This is a genomic window from Vibrio sp. Y176 (assembly GCF_033438945.1).
Genome location: NZ_JAWOQS010000712.1, coordinates 1 through 631 on the forward strand (window position 1 = coordinate 1; position 631 = coordinate 631).

At 51.3% G+C, this 631-nt stretch carries 1 protein-coding gene; it reads right to left on the reverse strand.

All coding sequences use genetic code 11. The features are described from left to right. The coding region (locus R7O13_RS28215; protein WP_318305367.1) for a beta-ketoacyl synthase N-terminal-like domain-containing protein at nucleotides 1-631 on the reverse strand (631 nt) is incomplete at both ends.

The following is a 631-nucleotide window of genomic DNA, read 5'->3' on the forward strand; positions in this document are numbered from 1 at the left end:
TGCCGCGCCGCCATCAGTCAGCGGCGTACTGTTTGCTGCGGTAACACTGCCGTACTGGCGGTCAAATGCAGGACGTAACTTTGCATAACCCTCTAACGGCGAGTCGTGACGAACGTTGTTGTCTTCAGAAATCCACTTTTTGTAAGGTTCAGGGAAAGCGGTCATCACCTCACCTTGGATTTTGCCTTCTTTCCAAGCTTGGGATGCCAATGTATGAGAGCGATGAGCTAGCGCATCTTGTTCTGCGCGTGAGATACCGTGCGTCTTCGCCATTTGCTCTGCCGTTTGTCCCATCGACAAACCCGTCGAGTATTCCGCGACGGCTGGCGGAACAGGCATGAGATCTTTAAAACTCAGACTCTTGAGAATATTGAGCTTCTGACCCAATGTTTTGGTTTTGCTTAGAGCCAACAGGTTAGCAGCAAGTTTTTTGGACACACCGATAGGAAGTACAGAAGATGAATCCGCACCACCAGCGATACCAATTTCAATGGTGCCAGCCATGATGCTCTCTGCTACGTTTACCGCCGCTTGGAAGCTCGTCGCACACGCACGCGTCACGCTGTAAGCGTCGGTATGGATGTTCATCCCCGTGCCCAATACGATTTCTCGTGCGATGTTTGGTGCTTCA